Below are 19,201 nucleotides of genomic sequence, written 5' to 3'. Positions count from 1 at the left end.
TCCCGGTTCCAGTCACATCGGGGGGACTTTTCGCGGGCGGCTCGGTACACTGGTCTGGGCCGCTCGCGCAACACCTAGCGCGATGCGCGGCACTGAATCGCGAATCAGGACGGGATAAGTGGCTGAATACATTTACCAGATGATCCACGCTTCCAAGCGTGTGGGGGATAAGACCATCCTTGACGACGTCACCATGGCGTTTTTCCCCGGAGCCAAGATCGGCATGGTCGGTCCGAACGGTGCCGGTAAATCAACAATTTTGAAGATCATGGCCGGGCTGGATGAGCCCTCCAACGGGGAAGCGCGCCTCTCCCCGGGCTACACGGTGGGTATCCTCCTCCAGGAGCCTCCCCTCGAAGAGGACAAGACCGTCCTGGAAAACGTGCAGCTAGGGCGTAAGGACATCCTGGAGAAGATCACCCGTTTCAACGCCATCGGTGAAGAAATGGCGAATCCGGATGCGGACTTCGATGCCCTCATGGAAGAAATGGGCAAGCTGCAAACGGAAATCGATGCTGCTAACGCCTGGGATCTGGACTCCCAGCTGGAGCAGGCCATGGCCGCGCTGCGCTGCCCTCCGGGGGATACCCCGGTGTCCGTGCTTTCCGGTGGGGAACGCCGCCGCGTGGCCCTGTGCCGCCTGCTGCTAGAAGCCCCGGACCTGCTTCTCCTTGACGAACCGACGAACCACCTGGATGCCGAATCCGTGCTGTGGCTCGAAAAGCACCTGAAGTCCTACGCGGGCGCCGTTATCGCCATCACCCACGACCGCTACTTCCTGGACAATATGGCGCAGTGGATCGCGGAAGTGGACCGCGGCCGCCTCTACCCCTATGAAGGCAACTACTCGACCTACCTGGAAACCAAGAAGGATCGTCTGGAAATCCAGGGCAAGAAGGATGCCAAGCTCGCCAAGCGCCTCAAGGACGAACTTGAGTGGGTGCGCTCCTCGGCGAAGGGCCGCCAGGCCAAGTCGAAGGCACGTCTGGAACGCTACGAAGAAATGGCAGCGGAAGCCGAACGCACCCGCAAGCTCGACTTCGAAGAAATCCAGATTCCGCCGGGGCCGCGGCTGGGCAATGTGGTTATCGAAGCGAAGAACCTCAAGAAGGGCTTCGGGGACCGCGTGCTCATCGACGGGCTGTCCTTCTCGCTGCCGCGTAACGGCATCGTGGGCATTATCGGCCCGAACGGCGTGGGTAAAACCACCCTCTTCAAGACCATCGTCGGCCTCGAACCCCTCGATGGCGGGGAGCTGAAGATCGGGGAAACGGTGAAGATCTCCTACGTGGATCAGAACCGCGCCGGTATCGACCCGGAGAAGAGCCTGTGGGAAGTTGTTTCTGACGGGCTGGATTACATCCAGGTCGGCCAGGTGGAAATGCCCTCGCGCGCCTACGTTTCCGCATTCGGCTTCAAGGGACCGGATCAGCAGAAGAAGGCCGGGGTGCTTTCCGGTGGCGAACGCAACCGCCTCAACCTCGCCCTCACCCTCAAGCAGGGCGGCAACCTGCTGCTCCTCGACGAACCGACCAACGACCTGGACGTGGAAACCCTGTCCTCCCTGGAAAACGCGCTTTTGCAGTTCCCGGGTTGCGCCGTGGTTATCACCCACGACCGCTGGTTCCTTGACCGCGTGGCCACCCACATCCTCGCCTACGAAGGCACCGATGAGGATCCTTCCAAGTGGTACTGGTTCGAAGGCAACTTCGAAGGCTACGAGAAGAACAAGGTGGAACGCCTGGGCGAAGCCGCACTCAACCCGGGTGCCGGCGCCCACCGCAAGCTCACGCGCTAAACAAGCTCACGCGCTAGACAAACTGGCGCGCTAGGCGAGCCGCCGCGCTAAGCGCGCGTGCGAAAAGTTCAGGCGTGCTTACTGCGTACGGGCACGAGTCAACCGCTTATGCCCACGCGCGCAGCGCCCACATTGAGTAGCTGCCGCCAGCTACTCGACATGCTGCTCGGGATGGTCCGGGTGTCGTTCTGGCACCCGGACCATCCCTTCTTGGCTCATGGAGGCAATGTGGCGGCCGTCCTGGAAGAACTTTGCGTTCACCAGGGCGCGCCCGTTCTGCGCGGAAACACATTCCATCTCCGCCAGAATCCACTCCGACATATCAAAATTGCGATGCCACCAGATCGCGTGATCAAGAGTCGCCACCGAAATCCCGCGGGAAAGCCAGGCCAGCCCGAGGGCCCGCAAGGCCGGCTCCAACATGAACTGGTCCGCTGAATACCCGAGCATCGCCCGCTGGAGGGTACGCGAGGTCCCTTCCGGCATCGGCGAACGCGCCCGCAGCCACAGATGCTGGCGCGGGGACCGCCCCGGATCCGGCCGCAGGTAGATATCACCTTCCACCCGCCGCATATCAATCCCGTTCGTGGACGACATCACCTTCGCGAACACATTATCGAGCGCCCCGAAGAAATCCACCGACGAAGGCAGCCCCTCCGGCCCGGGAACATCCGGCATGGAGGAAGCCAGGGTAGGCCCGGGCTGGCGCAATTGGAACGACACCCGCGCCGTGAAAATCAAACGGTCACCCTGGTACGCCGTGACATTCCGGGTAGAGAAGGAGCGCAGATCGTTGATCTCCTCCACCTGGAACTCGATAGGCTCATCCAGGTGCCCGGCCCGCTGGAACGCCGCGGTAATGGAATGCGCCAGCCGCTCATCCTCCCCGATGCCGAGCGAGCGCTGCACATCATCAGCCGCCGCCATCGTGGCCTGCCCGAGCACCTGCCCGCCGTACACTTTCCCGGTGATCTGCACCAGGTTTTGGCCGCGATACCGCCCCGTCCCGCAGCGCTCCAGCCGCAAATTATTGAGAATCGACGCCAAGGGCTCGGTGTGCGTTTCCGGTATATCGATGCGGTGCATATCTTCCTCACTCCCGGCGGCGCGCGCCACGCTACTTCCCCTCCGCCGCAACGAGCTGCTGATATTTCTCAAACAGGACGGCCAGCCGCTCCTCATCAGAAGCAAAGGGCTTGTTGCGATAAAGTCTATCGACTGCCTCGTCAATTTTTTCGTGCGCTTCGCGGAGGTTGCGTGGCATAAGGTCCGGGTCGTAGAGCTCGGCTAAGGTTTTTTCGCAGTGGTATTCGCGTACATCGAGTACGCGTAGCGCACGTTTCGTGAGTTCTTCTTTCGACGACGCCGACAACTCTGGCACGGGGAAAGTGTTATACACCAAGGTATTCGAGTACCGGAAGTCGGTTTTCATCTTCCCGCCAACAGCGCGTAGCCAAGCCATGTGCATTTTCGAGGTCAGCAACGCGAACAACCATGGCCCAGCATCGTAGATAGCGAACGCCAGGTTGGAAATGACGGTGTCTGGGCCAAGGTAGCCGACGGGAACGTACTCACGGCGTTCCGAAGAAACACTTGGAACAATAATCGAATCCGTAGGCTTATAGCGGACTTCCCCAAATCGCCAAGGAATAGCAGCAAACTCTTGGGTCTGCTTCTTTGTGCTGGCCGAACGCATAGCGGAAACGCGGTCCAGGCGCTGCTTTACTTCCGGAATTTCGGCTGCTTGGTGCCAGTTTTCTTCCGTGAGCCACAGGCAGTAGCGGTCTTTCCCGTTGATGTAATCATCAGCTCCTACGAACTGTTTGAGGACTTCGGAAAGCTCGGGATGGCTGGTGAGAAGATCTTCTGCTTCTTGATCCGAAAGGATGAGATTACCGCCGTCAGTCGGTTGGGATCCCTTGGTCATTTTCGGTAGGGACGGGGATAAAGTTGTGCTTCTTGCAGTGACGAAGGTGCTCTCGCCAGCAATGAGGTAGGCGTTAATATTCTCAACTGGAGTTCGCACCAGGTCCGTGAAGAGGTATTTAGGCTCGGAGGATTCATTGCGCAGGCCAATAACTGCAACGGTCACCCCGGCATTATGGGAGGCGTTATTACTCCACTTGAAAGAGGTGTAGGCGTAGCCGATTTCAATGCCGCCCGTGAATACATGGGGGTGGAGAAGGGCGACCTGCTCGCCCTGGGTAATGGAATTCGTGGTCACAAAAGCGAGTTTGGCGCGGGTGCCGCGAATGTAATTCGCTCCCTCAATGAACCACAGAGCAACGTAATCGAGCTTCTTCGGGTACTTCGCGCTATCGAAAACATAGGCGAAGTCATCCTTCTGGTCCTTGGTCTGGTACGTACTTCCCACATACGGCGGATTTCCGATAATGTAAATTTCATCTGTTCCGTTATTGGGGCAGACCTCATTCCAGTCGAGGCGGGTAGCATTCCCGTGCACAATATGCCCGGTTTCCTTGAGCGGGATGAGGGGAATATCCACGCCGAATTTCTCCGCGAATTCCTCATTCATCTGGTGCTTGGCAATCCAGAGCGAGAGGATCGCCATTTCGACCGAGACGTCATCGATTTCGATGCCGTAGAAGTTCTCAATATTGATAACCGAAGAAGCCAGGCCCAGGGTAGCCGCGCCCAGCTTTTCTTCCTCCCCCATCCCCAGCAGCGACCAGGAGCCCGAGGTGGAGAGGCTATCGATGCGCTCCAGGATTCTATGCTCCAGCTGGCGCAGCGCTTTATAAGCAATAACAAGGAAATTGCCGCTGCCGCACCCGGGATCGAATACCTTAATGCTTTGGATACGAGCCAGTAAATCCCGCAGTTTCTTCACCGAGTTGGCGGCGGCATCGTATTGCTGTTCCAGCTCGTCGAGGAAGAGCGGGCGGATGGTTTTGAAGATATTCGGCACCGAGGTGTAGTGCTGGCCCAGGTTGGCGCGCTGCTGCTTATCGACCACGCCCTGGAACATGGAACCGAAAATATCCGGGTTGATTTCTGACCAATCCAGGGTGCCGAGCCGCAAGAGGGAGTCCCGGGCCGCCATGGTGAAGTGGGGGACAGCCAAAGAGGCGTCGTCGTCGTTATTAATACGGAAAAGGCGACCGTTGACGTACGGGAAGTCTTGCAGGTAAACGGGTTTGTCCGCGGCGTTCGGGGTGTCGAGGGCGCGGAAGAGGGTGCGGAGGAATTCCGCGGTGTCCGAGCCGTCGCGGGCGGTGAAGGAGCCGATGGCGCTGGTGAACTGGCCGCGCGCGAAAATGCCGGTGTCCTCCGCGAAGAAGCAGAAAAGGAGGCGGGTGAAGAAAATATTGAGGCCGTGGCGGGACGCGGCGTCGGTGAGCATATCCGGGCTGGCTTCGAGGAGGTCGTCGTAGAGCTTGCTCATGTGTTCGGCGGCGCGGCGGTCCGCTTTGGTATCCGAGGCGAAATCGCGGCGCTCCATATTCGCCCACGGCAGGAAGAATGTGATGTTTTTGTCGATCTGCGCGAGCGGGGTGATGAGGGAATCGCCCGTTTTGGTATCGAAGGCGGCGAGGCTGGTGTAATCGGTGGCGATGACGAAACGGGTGTTGTAGCGGATCGCGGTGTCGCTGGTTTTGAGATCGAGGGCCGCGGCCACGAGGTCGCCGGTGGTTTCGCGGATGTACAGTTTGTTTTTCCATGCGATTTCGTGTTCACGGTCGGCCGCGACGTTGATCGAGCTGGCGGTGGTGGAACGCAGGCGGGCGATGGAAGATTTTGAGATGCCGTACGCGCGCAGCAGGTCAAAGAAGAAATCGCGGGTGTAGCTGGGTTGGCCGGCCAGCGCGCGCACGCTTTCCTCGATGGTGGATAGGGTCAGTGCCACGCGCGGCTCCTTTCACGGCGGGCCCGGGCGCGCGGGTGCGGGCCGGGGTGGTATGGGACTATCTTAGGCGGTGGCTCGGCGGTAGGGACTGCTGCGGGTGCTGCTGTAGGTGTGCGCTCATCGGTGCGCGTTAGTTAGGGCTTTCGCGGGGGAGGAGCGTTTGTTCCAGGCCCACCAGGAGGGCTTGCACCATGATGGTGAAGTATTCCTGGCTCATCTGGTTTTCGTTCTGCGGATCCGTGAGGGGCAGCAGGTAGTTGGTGAGCATATCGGTGAGCGCGGTGGAGGTGGCGGCCAGGGGCTGAGCCTCGGCCACCATGCGGCCTAGATCGTGGCGCTGCTCGCGGCGAGTGGGGCTGCGCAAATTACGCGCCGTAATCGCCCACAGAATTGTATTGATAATCATGGTGTAAGCCTGCGGGGCGTGATGGCGGAAACCGGCCTCGTGCAACTTTTCGAAAGATGCTTCAAGGAGGGGGAGCATCTCGGCACTGAAATTGCCGTGCATCATCCGCTCCGTCACCCCCGGATGTTCAAGCAGAACCGGGCGGGCGTTCTGAGCCAGCGCCATGAACCACTCCTTCCACTCCAAGCTTGTTTCGGGCAGAGCGATAGAGCCGATGAGATGCGCGATGACGGCATCGACGATGGCGTCCCGGTTGGCGAAATAGTGGTAAATCACCGAAGGGGAGACTTTGAGTTCAAGCGCTAAATCGCGAATCGACCAGTTTTCGATGCCGCGGTCACGGGAGAGGGCCTGGGCGGCGTGGCGAATTTTATCCTGGGTCAGACCGACGCGCCGGCCGGTGTTCACGGATTTAGCGTGCATATGCCCAGCATATCGCCACCCCGCATTGACATTACTAGAACAGTGTTCTAGTGTGTGTGCCGTTCACCCATTACTTCTGAAAAGGAAGCGCTATGACCGACGCGAATACTCACCCGCAACCGGCAGCGGAACCGGAATTGGAGACTGGCTCAACAAAGGGCCAGATTCCGGGCCTGTTCCCGCTATTCCTGACGGTACTGCTGGCCTATATGGGCCAGATGATTCTCAACCCGATTATTGCCCCGCTCTCGCGCGAAATCGGCCTACAAGAATGGCATATCGGGGCGACGATCTCCCTGGCAGCCATCGTGCTCTCGCTCAGCTCAACCACGTGGGGGAGGGTCTCCCTGCGGCGGGGCACCCGCCCCATTCTGGTGACGGGGATGCTGGGCGCGGCCACCGCGCTCGCTGCCTTCGCGGTAGTGGCCTGGTTTGGCTTGCAAGGAGCGTTGGTTGGGAGCGCTTTGGTGGTCGGGGTGGTGTTCACCCGGGGCCTGCTGTACGGCGGATCCATTGCCGCGATCACGCCCGCTGCCCAGACCTACATCATCACCCACACCTATAGTGAGGCGCAGCGAGTCAAAGGCGTGGGCATGCTGGGCGCCGCGCAAGGATTCGCCACCATCCTCGGTGCGCTGGTGGGTGGGAGCCTGGCGGCCCTCGGCGGCTTTATGCTGCCGCTGGTGGTCATGCCGCTCATGATCCTGGCCGGGGTTGTGGTGCTGCTGGTGACCTTCAAGCCCACCCGGGGTGAAAAGCGGGTGGAGAAGCCTGCCAAAGTCAGCTATTTCGACCCGCGGGCATTCGCCTTCCTGGCCTGCGGATTCCTCATGTTCACCGTATTTTCCACCCTGACCACCGTGTTCGGCTTCCTGCTCCAAGACGCATTGGGGCTGGAAGCGGCGGCCACCGCCGGATTTACGGCCTTGTGCATGTCCATTATGGGAGTGGTCATGATTATCGCCCAGGCCGCGCTGGCGCCGCGGCTCGGCTGGAATGCGGTGCAGCTCTTCCGCCGCGGGTTGGTGATTTTCTTCGTGGCGGTGGCCCTGTTGCTCCACCCGAGCCACCTGTGGATTTTCGTGCTGGCCTGCGTGCTGGCGGGGCTCGGCTCCGGCTTAGCAATGCCGGGCTATAACACCGCTCCTACCCTGAAGATGGAGCCGCACGAACAGGGCGGCATGGCCGGGCTCATCAATGCCAATAACGGCATGGCCTATGTGCTGGCCCCTGTTGCGTCCACGGCGCTCTATGGGATCGCACCGTGGCTACCGATTGCGGTCTGCGTGGTGCTGTTGGCATTGGGCATTCTCATGAGTGCGGTGCATCCCTCGTTTAGGCGGTAGCGGGGGAGGCGGCGTCGTCGTACCTATTCCGCAAGTGCGCGAAAAGGCTGCGGTGCATGGTTCGCGGGGTGGTGAGAAAAAACGTCTCCCCTGGGACACTTCTACGAGAGGTGCGGGGAGTCCTGTCACCGGAAACGGTACCAGGAAATGTGCGGGACCGGTAGATGATGGGGGGCCTACGTTTCTTCCACCGCGCGGAAACGGCCGGTGGCGGTGGAGCTGCCATTCGCGGCCACGATGCGGCGGGCCTGCGCCATCGCGCCGTCCATATCCGCGAAAAGATAATCGCCGATGCTGAGTTGGCCCAGTTCCATGCGCTGGGCCATCTCTTGTACCTGCTTGGGTAGGCCCTTGACCAGCACGGTATTGCCGGCATCGACCAGGCGGTCGACCACCTGCGCCAGGGCTCGCACCCCGGTGGCGTCCACGATTCCGACGCGGGAGAGGCGCAAAATTACCACGTCCACGCCCGCCAGGCGCGGGATTTCGCGCTCGATGCGGTCGCCCACGCCGAAAAACATGGTGCCGTCTACCCGCAAAATAGCAATTTTCGGATCGGAGGGGAGATCTTCGCGGAAAATACCCGAACGGTTCGCCATGCGCCGCAACACCAGAATCCCGGAAATAATAATTCCCACGGTGATCGCCCAAATAATATCCAGACCCACCGTAATAATCGTCGTGATCACGAAAACGGAGGCGTCGGAGCGGTTGGAACGCATCACCTGGCGCACCGTATCCGGATTAATCATGCGGTAGCAGGTCACCACCAGCACGCCGGCAAGAACCGAGAGCGGGATAGCCGAGACCGCGGCGGAGGCCAGATACACCACCGCAATGAGCACCAGGGAGTGGATGAGGGCGGCCAGGCGCGAACGCCCACCCGAACGCACATTCACGGCGGTGCGGACAATGGCGCCGGTGGCGGGCATGCCGCCGAAAAGTCCGCAGCCCACCGACGCCAGGCCCTGGCCCACCAGCTCCCGATCCGGAGAATAGCTACCGCCGCGCACCATCCCCGCCGCGATCCGCGCGGAGATGAGCGACTCGATACCCGCCAGGGCCGCCACCGCGAGCGCGCCCGGCGCCAGGGCGCTAAGGAGGCCTATGGAGATTTCGGGGACGACCGGGGCGGGGAGAGTGGAGGGGATGATGCCGATGGTGGGCACCGTGAGGCCGGCAGCCCAGGCGATGATGCTCACCACCAGTACCGCGATGAGGGAACCGGGGAGCTTCTTCGAGATTTTCGTGCACGCCGCGATAATGACGATGGCGGCCAGGCAAAGCAGCCCCGTGGTGAGCGCCGTTGCGGGGGTTATGCGGGTGAGGGCGTCGAACGCCGCCGGGAGGGTGCTTAGGCCGGCGCGGGCCTCCACGCCGATAATATTGGGGACCTGCTGGAAGAAAAGAATGGCGGCGATGCCCACCGTGAAACCTTCGATCACCGGCCAGGGGATGAGGGAGACGGCGCGCCCCAGGCCCAGCACACCGGCCAGGAGGATGAGGCCTCCCGCCATGAGGCACAGGAGCGGCACCACTCGCGCACCGTGCGCGGCCACGATGGGTGCCAAGATGACCGCCATGGCGCCGGTGGGCCCGGAGATCTGGTAATTGGAGCCGCCGAAGATTGCCGCGATAATTCCCGCAACGATGGCGGTAATGAGGCCGGCCTCCGCGCTCAGGCCGCTGGAAATAGCGAAAGCCAGGGCGAGGGGGAGCGCTACGATTCCCACCGTGATGCCCGCGGCAATATCCTGGCGCCAATATTTTTTGGTGGCGCGTAGGTCATCGGTGCAGGGCAGTAGTGAACGCAGATGCGTGATAAAAGCGGGCACAAAAACCTTTCACAATCTCAGCATCTGAACAGGCCATATCGCGCATACGTGGAGAGTGTGGCGCTCGAATAGTGTTGTTTCGCACCGGGTCGTGCTGTTTTATAGCGGTGGCGTCAAGATGCGTGTTTGGTAGAACGAAGCCACCATAGCATATGTGTCCATATTTTGAGACGGGGGTGTGGGGTGATGTTGCGGGCGGCTTTTGAAACGGAATTTTGATGCGGCTTTTGTGGTGAAATCTTGTGGCGGTTTCGGTATTTTTTGGGACTTCCGGCCCGGCTACAGTAAGACCATGAAAAAACGAAGCGCCGGGCTGGTGATCGCTATTGCCGTCATTATCCTCGAACTTATCGGGGGAATGCAGACCTACCTCAACCAGCTGATTTTGCCGATCCTGGCCAAAGACCTGCACGCGCAAAACCTCTACGGTGTGATTATGGGAGTATCCGCGATTGCTTCCATGGCGGGGCTGCCCATCGGTGCGGCGCTGATGAATCGGATGCGACTACCCCGCCTCCTCATGGGCGCCACCGTTTTCCTGGTGCTGGGCGCGTGCACCAGCGCCGCGGCGCCCCATATCTTGGTCTATCTTCTCGGGGCAGCGATCCGGGGCCTGGCCGGCTCCACCCTGGCCATGACTTCCATCGGTGCGGTAGCGCTGGGCCTTTCCGGGCGCGCCCGGCGCCTCACCCTAGCTTTTTCCTCCGCCAGCTGGGTGGTGTCCTCCGTGGTCGGCCCGGCATATGCGGCGTGGGCAACGCACCTGCTCTCCTGGCGCTGGGCCATGCTCCTCTACCTCCCGCTGCTTCTGGTAGCCCGCTTCGTTATCGCCCTCAATCTCCAAACCGAAGGGGAACGCAAAGAATCGCCCTTCTCCTATACCGCGCTTCTCCTCATCGTGGCGGGCGTGGGAATAACAATTATCCCGGCATCTGGCCCGCTCAAGATCGTGCTCATGGTCATCGGGGTGGCGGTGCTGGGCCGCGTGGCCGTGCTCCTCATGCCTCAGGGCACCTTCACGCAAAAAACACCCCGCCGCGCCGCCCTGGCCGGCATGCTCTTCCTAACCGGTGGCTATTTTGCGGGAAATGAACTCGTCTCCCTCACCGCGCACGACCTCTACCAGGCCGGCCCGGACGCCCTGGGCATCATCATTATGGGCGGCGGGCTCGGCTGGGCCGTTGTGGGCGTGGTCTGCGGCATCAAGCCGGCCGCGACTCGGCGCGGATATCGGCTCCGCGTTATTTTTGGGCTCGGTTTCATCGCGCTCGCGGCGATCTTCTTGGCGGCGTGGATTTTCTCCGGGTGGCGCCCGGCATCGGCTACGCCTGTGTTCTGCATCGCGTGGACCCTTGCCGGGATCGGCATAGGCATCGCCTACCTGGACACCCTCAATATTTTCTTCGACGACCCGGACGAGCCTGACGGCATCACCATCGAGGAGATGGCCAGCTCTGCGGTGATCGTGGAATCCCTCGCATCCACGATGTTTATCCCGCTGACTACCTCTATCGTGGCCTTGGCTTTCGTATCGGGGGATGGAGTTTCTGCGCTGCCCTACGGAATAACATGGCTGCTTATCGCGGGTGCAACGATTATTTCCTTTATCTACCTTCGGCACGCCTACCCTGCGCGCATGGCATAGCTACCACGGAGCGAATTTTCGCAGCTGTGGGGTGCCAACGGTGCCCGGCCCGGGGCCAATGGCGCGTGGCGGGGCGGCCCCCGCCAGCTGCGCCGTCGTCGTCGCACCATCCCCACCACGGCGCGGAATTCCACGGAAAGGCAACGGAGCAGATATTCTAGTAACCGGGCTCGCCACCGGAGGCGAGCAACCGGGGACACACGGGGAGACACAAGGAGGGAACCATGGCGGGTTCACCACCGCAAGATATGCTCAACCGCATCGCTGATGCATACGGAGTGGCAACGCATTATTGGAGTTTCGCGGGCGAATACGTGACGGTGGATGCCGATACGCTCGTCGCGGTGCTCGCGGCCATGGGGATTGACACCTCCACTCCGGAAGCGGCGCAGGCGGCGCTGGACACGGTCGATAGCCGCGAATGGCGCCACGTGTTGCCCGCCACCACGGTGGTGCGCGAAGGTAACGAGCAGATCATCCGCGTGCACGTGCCCCACGGCGCGGCCGTCACCCTCACCTACGAACTAGAAGACGGCGCGGAACTACCCGCCGTACAGGCCGAAGATTTTGAACTGCCGCGCCTCATCGACGGCGCCATGATCGGCCGCGCCGCCTTCATCATCCCGGGGAACCTGCCGCTCGGCTACCACACGGTGCGCGCCAAGGTCACCCCGCCGGCAGCGGGGGAGGAGGCCGCCACCTGGCATAGCGGGGCGCTCATTGTGGTGCCCGCGCGCCTGCCCGCCCCGGCAGAAAAAGGCGTGGCCGGTTGGGGCGTGATGAGCCAGCTCTACTCGGTGCGCTCGCGCGACTCCTGGGGGACGGGGGACACCGCGGACCTGGCCGAACTCGGCTCGCTCTTCGGCGGGCTGGGGGCGCAATTCGTGCTCATTAACCCGCTGCACGCCGCCGAACCGTGCGGGCAGCTCACGAACTCGCCGTATTTGCCGACGTCGCGCCGCTTCTTCAACCCTCTCTACATCCGCCCGGAGGACATCCGCGAAGTGGCCTATATGGACTCCGGCAAGCGCTCCATGGTCACGTGGGCGGGGCAGGCCCCCAAGGAATCCTCGCTGCACAATACTCTGCTGGATCGCAGCGCCTGCTGGGAAGCCAAACGCAGCGCCCTCGAAGTGATTTACCGCGAACCGCGCAGCCACGCCCGCCAGGCCGATTTCGACGCGTTCCGCGCCGCCGAAGGCCAGGGCCTGGAAGATTTCGCGTTCTGGTGCGCGATGTTTGAGCGCTACGGCAAGCACTTCCCGCTCGAATGCGAGCGCCCCGATACCTTGGCCTCGCGCCGCGAACGCGCCGAGCTGAGCGAACGCATCGACTTCTACTGCTGGTGCCAGTGGGTCATGGACCAGCAGCTGGAAGCCGCCCAGAAAGTGGCGCGCGATGCCGGCATGGGCATCGGCGTGGTGCACGACCTCGCGGTGGGGGTGCAGGCCTGCGGCGCGGATGCCTGGGCCAACCCGGATGCCTTCGCCAGCGGGGTGAGCGTGGGCTCCCCGCCCGATATGTACAACCAGCTCGGGCAAGACTGGTCCCCGCCGCCCTTCAACCCGGTGGAGCTCGACCGCCAGCACTACGCACCGGTGCGCGACATGGCCCGCACCGTCATGCGCCATGCCGGGGCGCTGCGCATCGACCACGTGATGGGATTCTTCCGGCTGTGGTGGATCCCGGCGGGCAATAAGCCGGTGGACGGCACCTACGTGTACTACAACCACGAAGCCCTCATCGGCGTGCTCATGCTGGAAGCGGCGCGCTCGGGCACCTTCCTCATCGGGGAAGACCTGGGCAACGTGGAGCCCTGGGTGCGTGATTTCCTGACCGAACGGGGCATTTTCGGAACCTCCGTCATGCTCTTCGAAAAGGAAGGGGAAGCCTTCCGTGCCCCCGAGCACTACCGCAGCGCCTCCCTGGTCACGGTGGATACCCACGACCTGCCCCCGCTGGCCGGCTACCTGGCCGGCGAACACGTGGACCTGCGTGCCTCCCTGGATATCCTGGTGGAGCCCGTGGAGCAGGTACGCGAAGAAGCCCGCCGCGAGCGCAGCGTGCTTATTGACACCCTGTGCGGCTGCGGTTTGCTGGAGAGCCACGACCCCACGGAGCGCGAGCTCATCGAGGCGATGCACTGCTATATTGCCCGCACCCCCGCACAGCTCCAGGCCATTGCTCTGGTGGACGCGGTGGGCGAGCGGCGCACCCAAAACCAGCCCGGGACCGATACCGAATACCCGAATTGGAAGATCCCGCTGGCCGACGGCACTGAAAAGGTGGTCCTCACCGAGGACCTGGGCGAGCACCCCCGGCTGCGTTCCCTCATCGCCGCCTACACGGCGGAATACGAGCGCTGCCACCCGCGCGGCTAAGGCGGTGCACGGGAACAAACAGGTCCGCGACTGCCGTTAAAGGTACGACGACGCAGCTAGGCCCGTCTCCTAAAATTTGCGCAAATTTTAGGAGACGGGCCTAGCTCATGCCAGCACTTCTTCTTAGAGTGAATGCACCGGCCGGTCTGCCCCGTTCCTGAGCTGGAAACGGGGCACGGGGCAAGGAAACGGGGCGCAACGGAAGCGCACCGTTCCCGCCATCGCAGCACCAGCCACGAACAGCATTCTCAACGGTGAGGAGAGAACATGAAAAAACACCTCGTACCATTTTCGGCCACCGCCGCATCACTCGGTGGCTTCCTCTTCGGTTTCGATACCGCGGTGATTTCCGGAACCACGGCAGCCCTCCAAGATAAATGGGATCTGAGCGCCGGGCAGCTGGGCTTCACGGTCTCCTGCGCCCTCATCGGCACCATTATCGGGGCGCTCTTCGGCGGTATCCCGGCCGATAAATGGGGCCGGCGCCCCGTCCTCAAAGGCGTGGCCGCCCTCTACCTCATCACCTCTGTATGCGTGGCGGTAGCCAATAGCTGGGTCTTCTTCCTCATCTTCCGCATGCTCGGCGGGATCGCGGTGGGGGCCTCCTCGGTGATCGCCCCGCTGTATACGGCGGAGATATCGCCTGCCGCACGGCGCGGAAAACTGGTGGCCACGGTGCAGCTCAATATCGTGATCGGCATTGTGGTGTCCTACTTCTCCAATTACATCATCGTCAAAATGATGCCGGTGGAGCTGGGCTGGCGCTGGATGCTCGGCATCCAGGCGGTGCCTTCCCTCATTTTCCTCGCGGTGTGCTACTTCATTCCGGAAAGCCCGCGCTGGCTCTACACCCGCGGGCGCGATAGCGAATCGCTGCGCGTCATGGAAGACCTGTGGGGCAAGAACGAAGCCGCGCAGGTCATGGCAAATATGCATAACGCCGCCCCGCACGCCGCGGCAACGGAGCCCTTCTTCTCGAAGCGCACCGCCCGCCCCATCACCATGGCGATCCTCATCGCTTTCTTCTCCCAATTCGCGGGCACCAACGCGGTGCTCTACTACGCACCGTCCCTGCTCCAGTCCGCCGGCATCGCCGGCGATGCCGCCTTCGCCTCCTCCATCCTGGTGGGACTGACCAACCTGGCCTTCACCCTGCTGGGCCGCTCCCTCGTGGACAAGGCGGGACGCCGCCCGTTGGTGACCCTGGGCGCCGGCATCGACCTGGTGGCACTGCTGGCCATCGCCGGAATCTTCTATTTCAACGGCTCGGAGCTGTCCACCACCACCGGCATTATTGTGCTGGTTCTCATCATCGTGTTCATCGCGGCGCTCGCGGTGGGTATCGGTTCGGTGCTGTGGGTCTTCATCTCGGAGATCTTCCCGCCGGCCCACCGTGCCAACGGCCAGGCCGTCGGTTCGGCCGCCCACTGGGTGTCCGCCGCGATCATCTCCGGCACCTTCCCGGTGATGTTCCAAGCCTCGATGACCTTCACCTTCCTCTTCTACGCTGCGTGCATGCTCGGCGCGGTCATCTGGTCGCGGACTATGATGCCGGAGACGAAGGGAACTCTTCTCGAGGACGTGTAGCCCGGGCGGCGCCCCGCGCCTGGTACGGTGCTCACGCACCGTCGAGGTGGCGCGCCGACGGGTGGCGCGGCCCGCGCAGCGGGCCGCCGGCGTCGTCGTACAACGTAAGAAGGAGGAACAATGGCGGGCGTAGGGATGAAAGACGTGGCGAGCCGCGCCGGGGTATCCATCACCACGGTGTCCCACGTGCTCAACGGGACCCGGCGGGTGGCTGAATCCACCCGGATGCGGGTACTGGAGGCGGCAGCGGAACTGGGCTACTCCAGCCCGCGCACCGTCCGCTCCCTACGCGCCGGGGCCTCACCCGGAATCGCCATTGTGGGAACCCTACTCGGCAACGCCGGGGGCACAGCGGTGGCCCTGGAGCTGGCCCGCCAGGCCACCGACGCCGGCCTGGTGCCCTTCCTGCTGGATACCGGCGCGAACGTACATACCGAAGAAGCGGCGCTCAGCGCCCTCATCGCGCACCGTCTGGACGCGGTGATCATCAGCCCCGTGCCCGGATGGCGCCGGCACTCGCTGCCGCGGCTGCGCCGCCACGCCATCCCCTTCGCGGTGGTGAACGGGAACGATCCCGCCGTGGTGGCCCCGCAGGTGAGCACCGACTACCAGCAGGGGATCCGCGATATTACCGCACACCTCCTCGACCACGGGGTGCGCTACCCGGTGCTCTTCTACCCGGACCGGCGCATCGCCAACGGCTCGCAGCATATGCGCGGCTTCGAGGAAGCCCTGGTGGAACGCGGCCACCGGGTGACCCGCCACCAGCTGGTGGGCGCCCATTCCTCCCCGCGGGCGGTGCGCCGCCAGATCGCCCAGGTGCTTGACTCCTGCGCCCATATTGACGCCCTGGTGCTGGGCAGCTCGGCCATGTGCGTGCCCGCCATGGCGGAGATACGGCGCCGCGGCCTGGTGCCGGGCCGCGATATTCGCCTGGCCGTTTTCGATGATTCCCACTTGCCCGAAGCCCAATCATTCCTGCGCGCCGTTGACCCGGTAGAAGAGGTTGCCGAGCGCGCCATTACCGAAATCACCCGTCTGCTCGGTGACCCGGATGCCGCCGCGGAGCGGCACCGTACCCGACTGGTGCCCTGCACCGTCATCACCGGGCCGAGCTGCGGCTGCCCCACGGCACCGCAGGAAAGCTCAACGGCGGGAACTGACCAACATCGGCTCTACGCCGCAGCCCACGGGCGCCGTCACGCCGGCTGGGTACCCGACCGTGCCCTCCTCAACGATGAGGGACACAGTCGCTCCCCACTGGCCGCCACGCCGCCCCCAACCCCCTCAACAAAGGAGGCAATCATGACACAGCTCGACAACTTCCCCGACCGTTTCTTCCCCGCCCTGCACGTGCGCCCGAACTTCGGGTGGGTCAACGACCCCAACGGCATCCACAAGGTGGGCGATACCTGGCACATGTTCTACCAGTACAACCCCAAGGCGCCCTGGCATGACCACATCCACTGGGGCCACGCCACCTCCACGGACCTCGTCAATTGGACGGCGCAGCCCATCGCCCTCAAACCGCGCCCCGGGCAGCCCGATTCGGCCGGCTGCTGGTCCGGCGTGGGCACCGTGCACGAGGGAGTCTCCTCGCTGCTTTACACCGCCGTCACCCGCGGGGACGGCCCCTCCGTGACGGTCCTGGCGGAGGAAAACGCCGATAGGAGTGGCTGGGAGCCCACCGGCGTCGTCGCCACCATGCCGCCCATCGAAAACGTGCGCGCCATGCGCGACCCCTTCATTTTCGAGGTGGAGGGGCGCACCTACGCCATCCACGGCGGCGGCTTCGAGGACGGCACCCCCGTGATCTTCCTCTACGAATGCTCCGATTGGCGCAACTGGCGCTACCTGGACACCCTCCTGGTGGGCGACGACCCGCTCGCCTCCATCTACGCCCCGGCCTCCATCTGGGAATGCCCCCAGCTCATCCAGGTGGGGGAGGCGTGGGTGCTCATCGTCTCCCAGTGGGTGGAAGCGGAAACGCTTATGGATCACCTCACCGGGGTGGCCTACCTGGTGGGCGATCTGGATATGAGCGCCGGGTACCCCCGTTTCGTGCCCCGTGCCGGCGGTGAATTCGACGCCGGGCCCGACTTCTACGCGCCCCAGTGCGTGGTGGACGGGGAGCGCGTGCTCGCCTGGGGCTGGACCTGGGAAGGCTCCGACCGCACCGACGCCGATATCGACGCCTCGGGCTACAACGGTGCGCTGACCTACCCGCGCCAGGTGCGTATTTCCGACGGACGCGTGTGGACCGAGCCGGCCCCCGAAATCTTCGCGTTGCGCGAGGGCGAGGGCACCGTGGTCACCGAACTGCCTGAGCTGCACTCCTTCTCCCTGGACCTGGCGGGTAGCGGCACCGTCTCCCTGCGCGATTCGGAAACCAACGAGGTGCTCTTCACCGCCGCCGTGAACGCGCCGGCCTCCCTGTGGATGGACGGCTCCCTGGTCGAGCTCTTCCAAGAAGGCACCACCTCCTTCACCCAGCGCATTTACCCGCGCGGGCAGGTGCGGATGGAGGTGAGCGGTGAGCTCACCGTCACCTGCTATCGCCTCTCCGCTTTTAACGACGACGGCGCCCGGCTCCCGCGTGCCTTGCGTTAAAGGGCAGCGCGGCACCGTGTCATAACAGCACCAGCGCGTAATAGGCGAAGCGGCGGATACCTGTGGGGATCCGCCGCTTCGGCTTGTATGCGAGGAATGTAGCTTTCCTGCTAGACGCTGGGACTGGTGCTTAGCGGCGCGCCCGCCGCAGCACCAGCGCCCCGCCTGCTCCGAGGAGCACCGTGGCTGCGCCAATGGCGCCGCCCAGCTGCGCACCTGAGTTGGCCAGTTGCGGCTTGGCTGCGCTGGCCTTGGGTGTTGCTGTTGCGGTGGGCGCCGTGGCTACGGCGGGCGTATTTGTTGCCGCGGGGGCGGCGGTTGCCGGGGCAGCTGGAGCGGAGGGGGCTGCCGGGGTGCCGGTGACGGCTGGAGGGGCCGCGGGGCCGGCTGGCGGCGTCGTCGTAACACCTGGCGTGGAAGGTTGCGCGGGCTGCGCGGGAAGCGGGCGGGCAAGAATCTCATTCAGCTCCGCGATCTTCTTCTCGAGCGCCGCGGCGCGTTCGGTGAGCGTAGCCACGCGGGCCTGCGCCGCCTCGAGAGCCTTGGCCTTCTCGGCGACCTCGGCGCGCGCCGGTGCGGCGGCGGCCTCCGCATCCTTGATCTGCTGGGCGAGCTCGGCCTCCATAGCCGGGCACTGTGCCTGCGCGCCGCGCAGCTCCTCGATCAGCGGCTTGAGCGTATAAATCTGGGTATTGAGCTGCTGCTGTTGGGTGCGCAGCTGCTCGAGCTTCTTCTCCAGCGCGTCAATCTGCGCGCTGATTTCCGTCACATCCGCGCCGGCCTGCTGCATCTGCGTGCGCTTGACCACCAGCGCATTTTTCTCATCAATCGTGGCGTATTCAGTTTCCTGAATTTCCGTGAGCGTGGCCTGGAGCTGCGCCAGTTTCTTCTCCTGGCTAGCAATGGCGGGGCCGAGCTTGCCGCATTCGGCGCTCAACTCCTGCTGCTGCGCACGCAGCGGGGCGAGGGGAGCTTCCTGATCCGCGAGGCGCTGGCGCGCGGCGGCGAGGTCTTCTTCGAGGCCCGGAACCTTCGCCTTTTCGGCGGCCAGATCAGCGGTGACCCGAGCCAGTTCCGCTTCCGCGGCGGCCTTCTCCTCAGCGGCCTTATCTCTGTTCGTATCCGCGGCAGGGCGGGAAAGATTGCTCGTCAGGCTGGTGGATGTGGCCGGGGCACCGAGCGCCGCGGCTGGAATGAACATGGCGGTGGCTGCGGCGGCGGCAACAGCCAGGTAACTCGGGTGCTTCATCGGGGTGTCTTCCTCTTCTTTGAATATGACGGTTTGCACCACAAGTTTATAGC

At 63.3% G+C, this 19,201-nt stretch carries 12 protein-coding genes; 6 read left to right on the top strand and 6 right to left on the bottom strand.

Annotation, left to right across the window (positions count from 1 at the left end):
* Positions 1-118 precede the first annotated feature (118 nt).
* Complete coding sequence (gene ettA, locus QP305_RS05495; protein WP_016442389.1) at positions 119-1,798, top strand: energy-dependent translational throttle protein EttA; 1,680 nt, start codon at positions 119-121, stop codon at positions 1,796-1,798.
* A 150-nt stretch (positions 1,799-1,948) separates the two neighbouring features.
* On the opposite strand, the gene QP305_RS05490 is transcribed toward ettA, so the two are convergent.
* The 3 genes from QP305_RS05490 to QP305_RS05480 all read right to left on the bottom strand — a co-directional run bounded on the left by QP305_RS05490 (position 1,949) and on the right by QP305_RS05480 (position 6,495).
* On the bottom strand, positions 1,949-2,884 hold the full coding sequence (locus QP305_RS05490; RefSeq protein ID WP_180948632.1) for an acyl-CoA thioesterase: 936 nt from the start codon (positions 2,882-2,884) through the stop codon (positions 1,949-1,951).
* Positions 2,885-2,915: 31 nt separating this feature from the next.
* Positions 2,916-5,666, bottom strand: coding sequence for a DNA methyltransferase (locus QP305_RS05485; RefSeq protein WP_284904428.1), 2,751 nt, complete (start codon positions 5,664-5,666; stop codon positions 2,916-2,918).
* A 130-nt stretch (positions 5,667-5,796) separates the two neighbouring features.
* On the bottom strand, positions 5,797-6,495 hold the full coding sequence (locus tag QP305_RS05480) for a TetR/AcrR family transcriptional regulator (RefSeq protein ID WP_284904427.1): 699 nt from the start codon (positions 6,493-6,495) through the stop codon (positions 5,797-5,799).
* A 92-nt stretch (positions 6,496-6,587) separates the two neighbouring features.
* Between QP305_RS05480 and QP305_RS05475 the strand changes: the two genes are divergently transcribed.
* Entirely contained in the window at positions 6,588-7,841 is a 1,254-nt protein-coding gene (locus QP305_RS05475; RefSeq protein ID WP_284904426.1) for an MFS transporter, read from the top strand.
* A gap of 176 nt (positions 7,842-8,017) precedes the next feature.
* Here the strand turns inward: QP305_RS05475 and QP305_RS05470 are convergent, their stop codons facing one another.
* Positions 8,018-9,676, bottom strand: a complete 1,659-nt coding sequence (locus tag QP305_RS05470) for a SulP family inorganic anion transporter (RefSeq protein WP_284904425.1) — start codon at positions 9,674-9,676, stop codon at positions 8,018-8,020.
* Positions 9,677-9,968: 292 nt separating this feature from the next.
* On the opposite strand from QP305_RS05470, the gene QP305_RS05465 reads away from it, so the two are divergent.
* Positions 9,969-11,321, top strand: coding sequence for an MFS transporter (locus QP305_RS05465; RefSeq protein ID WP_284904424.1), 1,353 nt, complete (start codon positions 9,969-9,971; stop codon positions 11,319-11,321).
* Here the strand turns inward: QP305_RS05465 and QP305_RS05460 are convergent, their stop codons facing one another.
* Positions 11,322-11,465, bottom strand: coding sequence for a hypothetical protein (locus QP305_RS05460; protein WP_284904423.1), 144 nt, complete (start codon positions 11,463-11,465; stop codon positions 11,322-11,324). It lies immediately after the preceding gene.
* Positions 11,466-11,545: 80 nt separating this feature from the next.
* On the opposite strand from QP305_RS05460, the gene malQ reads away from it, so the two are divergent.
* The 3 genes from malQ to QP305_RS05445 all read left to right on the top strand — a co-directional run bounded on the left by malQ (position 11,546) and on the right by QP305_RS05445 (position 17,899).
* Positions 11,546-13,702 carry a 4-alpha-glucanotransferase gene (malQ, locus tag QP305_RS05455; RefSeq protein WP_284904422.1) on the top strand — a complete coding sequence of 719 codons (2,157 nt, stop codon included), beginning with the start codon at positions 11,546-11,548 and terminating at the stop codon, positions 13,700-13,702.
* Positions 13,703-13,969: 267 nt separating this feature from the next.
* A complete protein-coding gene (locus tag QP305_RS05450; RefSeq protein ID WP_284904421.1) occupies positions 13,970-15,289 on the top strand; it encodes a sugar porter family MFS transporter in 1,320 nt (439 codons plus the stop codon).
* A gap of 120 nt (positions 15,290-15,409) precedes the next feature.
* Positions 15,410-17,899, top strand: coding sequence for a LacI family DNA-binding transcriptional regulator (locus QP305_RS05445; RefSeq protein WP_284904420.1), 2,490 nt, complete (start codon positions 15,410-15,412; stop codon positions 17,897-17,899).
* A 130-nt stretch (positions 17,900-18,029) separates the two neighbouring features.
* Here QP305_RS05445 and QP305_RS05440 read toward each other — a convergent pair whose 3' ends face one another.
* Complete coding sequence (locus tag QP305_RS05440) at positions 18,030-19,187, bottom strand: hypothetical protein (RefSeq protein ID WP_284904419.1); 1,158 nt, start codon at positions 19,185-19,187, stop codon at positions 18,030-18,032.
* Positions 19,188-19,201: the final 14 nt, after the last annotated feature.

Source organism: Actinotignum timonense (genome assembly GCF_030216305.1).
Lineage (GTDB): Bacteria > Actinomycetota > Actinomycetes > Actinomycetales > Actinomycetaceae > Actinotignum > Actinotignum timonense_A.
Note: the sequence above shows the minus strand (reverse complement) of the source record. Positions and strands in the feature narration are given on the sequence as shown.

Coding starts and splice junctions, on each gene's coding strand:
- QP305_RS05490 (WP_180948632.1), bottom strand. CDS start 2,884: ATGCACCGCATCGATATACCGGAAACGCACACCGAGCCCTTGGCGTCG.
- QP305_RS05480 (WP_284904427.1), bottom strand. CDS start 6,495: ATGCACGCTAAATCCGTGAACACCGGCCGGCGCGTCGGTCTGACCCAG.
- QP305_RS05475 (WP_284904426.1), top strand. CDS start 6,588: ATGACCGACGCGAATACTCACCCGCAACCGGCAGCGGAACCGGAATTG.
- QP305_RS05465 (WP_284904424.1), top strand. CDS start 9,969: ATGAAAAAACGAAGCGCCGGGCTGGTGATCGCTATTGCCGTCATTATC.
- malQ (WP_284904422.1), top strand. CDS start 11,546: ATGGCGGGTTCACCACCGCAAGATATGCTCAACCGCATCGCTGATGCA.
- QP305_RS05450 (WP_284904421.1), top strand. CDS start 13,970: ATGAAAAAACACCTCGTACCATTTTCGGCCACCGCCGCATCACTCGGT.
- QP305_RS05445 (WP_284904420.1), top strand. CDS start 15,410: ATGGCGGGCGTAGGGATGAAAGACGTGGCGAGCCGCGCCGGGGTATCC.